Origin of the sequence: Williamsia sp., assembly GCF_016462415.1 — a bacterium.
Taxonomy (GTDB): domain Bacteria; phylum Actinomycetota; class Actinomycetes; order Mycobacteriales; family Mycobacteriaceae; genus Williamsia_A.
The window spans coordinates 1-2330 of record NZ_JAEMTF010000115.1; the positions used below are offsets into that span (position 1 = coordinate 1).

Here is a 2330-nt window from a genome sequence, read left to right on the forward strand (position 1 = left end):
CACCCACCCCGCCGCCGGTCAGCGACAGCCGGCGTGACCCGTACCCGGCCGACATCCCACCGTCCGCGCCCCGTCGGCTGCCGCCCGACCCGCGTCGGTACGAGGCGCCGTCGGCACCGTCCTATGTCGACCCGCCTCTCCCACCGGCCGACGAACCGACCACCTTCATCGCGCGACCAGAGCTCTCGGCCGATCCGGAACCCGTCGACGAGCCCCGAACCCGACGCACCGCGTCGGGTCACGGGTCGCGATCGAGCGGTCACATGCAGCGGCGCAAACGCCGGCGACGCATCACCCTGGTCTTCGTCCTGGTGTTCATGGTCGCGGTGATCGGTGCGCTCGGCTACACCGGACTGCGGATGACCGGCTACTTCGTCAACGACGACAACTACTCGAACGCATCGGGCACCGGCGACGTGCTCGTACAGATCCCGCAGGATTCGTCGCTGACCCAGTTCGGACAGATCCTGCAGGACAAGGGCGTCGTCGCCAGCGTCCGTGCGTTCACCGACGCGGCGGGCAACGCGCCGATCTCGGCCGGCTTCTACAAGCTGCGCACCGGCATCCCGGCGTCGACGGCGGTGTCGATGCTCGGCGGCGACAGCAACAGGGTGGGTCGGCTCGTCATCCCGCCGGGCCGTCAGCTCGACACCAAGCAGACCGCCGACGGGTCCCCGAGCATCGGCATCTTCGAGATGCTGGCGCAGGCGACCACCGTGACCATCAACGGACAACGTGACGGCGTCACCGCGGAGGAACTCGCGCAGGCCGCGGCCACCGCATCACCCGCCGACCTGGGTGTCCCGTCGTGGGCCACCGACGCCGTCTCGGCGCTCGACGGGGACCATCGACGCATCGAGGGACTCATCGCGCCGGTCGCCTGGGAGGCGATCGACCCCTCGCTCACCCCGGTACAGATGCTGCGCTACCTGATCTCCGGCAGCGCCGACCTGTTCTCCCAGTGGGGTCTGACCGAACCGAACCAGACCGGGCTGACCCCCTACCAGACGCTGGTGTCGGCGTCGGTGGTCGAGAAGGAGGTCGCCGATCCCGTCGACTACGGCAAGGTGGCCCGCGTCATCGTGAACCGGTTGGGCAAGAACCAACGACTCGAGATGGACTCGACCGCCAACTACACCGCCGCCGTGGTCAACATCGACGTCTCCGGTGACGCCTACACCGCGCCGACCAAGTGGAACACCTACCAGGTCCGTGGCCTGCCGGTGACGCCGATCGGATCGGTCGGCAAGGAGCCGCTGGCCGCCACCGAGGCACCGCCCGAGGGCAACTGGATCTATTTCGTCGCCGTCGACTCGCAGGGCACGACCCTGTTCACCGACAACTACGAAGAGCACCTACGCAACCGGCAGAAAGCCTGTGACAACAAGGTTCTCGCGGTCGGATGTCGGTGACGTCGGACCCTGCGTCCTCCCGGGTGCGTCGCGCGGCGGTCCTCGGATCGCCGATCGGGCACTCCCGCTCACCGGATCTACACCTCGCCGCGTACCGCGCGCTTGGTCTCGCGCACTGGACCTATGAGCGGATGGAGTGCACGGCCGAGGCCCTCCCGGCGCTCGTCGACGGTCTCGACGACAGCTACATCGGACTCTCGGTGACCATGCCCGCCAAGGTGGCCGCGCTGCGGCACGCCGCGACGGTCACCGACCGTGCCCGTCTCGTCGGATCGGCGAACACGCTGGTGCGTACCGACTCCGGTCGCTGGCACGCCGACTGCACCGACATCGACGGCGTCACCGGTGCTCTGGCCGAACTCGGGGTGGCCGACCTGGCGGGGGAGTCCGTCGTACTGGTCGGAGCCGGTGGGACCGCGCGCCCGGCGCTCGCCGCGCTGGCGTCGGCGGGGTCCGGACCGGTCACGGTCATCGTCCGCGACGCCTCCCGCGCCGACGGGCTGCGCCGACTCGCCGCCGACCTCGGTGTCGCGCTGACCACACTCCCGTTCGAGGCGTCGGCCGAGGTGAGCGCGGCCTGCGCGCGATCGGCGGTCGTCGTGAGCACCGTCCCGGCCGAGGCGGCCGCCGGTATCGCCCCCGCCATCGCGGCCGCCCCCCGGCTCCTCGATGCCATCTATCACCCGTGGCCCACGCCGGCCGCCGTCGCGGTCGCCGACGCGGGCGGACAAGTGGTCGGGGGTCTCGTGATGCTGCTCAACCAGGCGATCACCCAGGTGGAGGCGTTCACCGGTCTGCCCGCGCCGCGCGCCCGGATGGCTGCTGCCCTCGCCGACTGAGTCCGCACATCGAAGGCCACCGACGGCCCGGTGTCACCCCTGTACGGCCGGGGATGGGGACAACTCACCCGCAATGCCG

At 70.6% G+C, this 2330-nt stretch carries 2 protein-coding genes; both read left to right on the forward strand.

The genetic code is table 11. The features are described from left to right. On the forward strand, positions 1 to 1412 hold a 1412-nt coding region (locus JHC79_RS20035; protein ID WP_296394119.1), incomplete at its 5' end, for an endolytic transglycosylase MltG. Further along, on the forward strand, positions 1403 to 2251 hold the full coding sequence (locus JHC79_RS20040) for a shikimate dehydrogenase (RefSeq protein ID WP_296394121.1): 849 nt from the start codon (positions 1403 to 1405) through the stop codon (positions 2249 to 2251). The genes JHC79_RS20035 and JHC79_RS20040, both read left to right, overlap by 10 nt. Positions 2252 to 2330 lie beyond the last annotated feature (79 nt).

Bases quoted from the DNA above. Each gene is read 5' to 3' on its own strand.
- JHC79_RS20040 (WP_296394121.1), top strand. From the start codon at position 1,403: ATGTCGGTGACGTCGGACCCTGCGTCCTCCCGGGTGCGTCGCGCGGCG.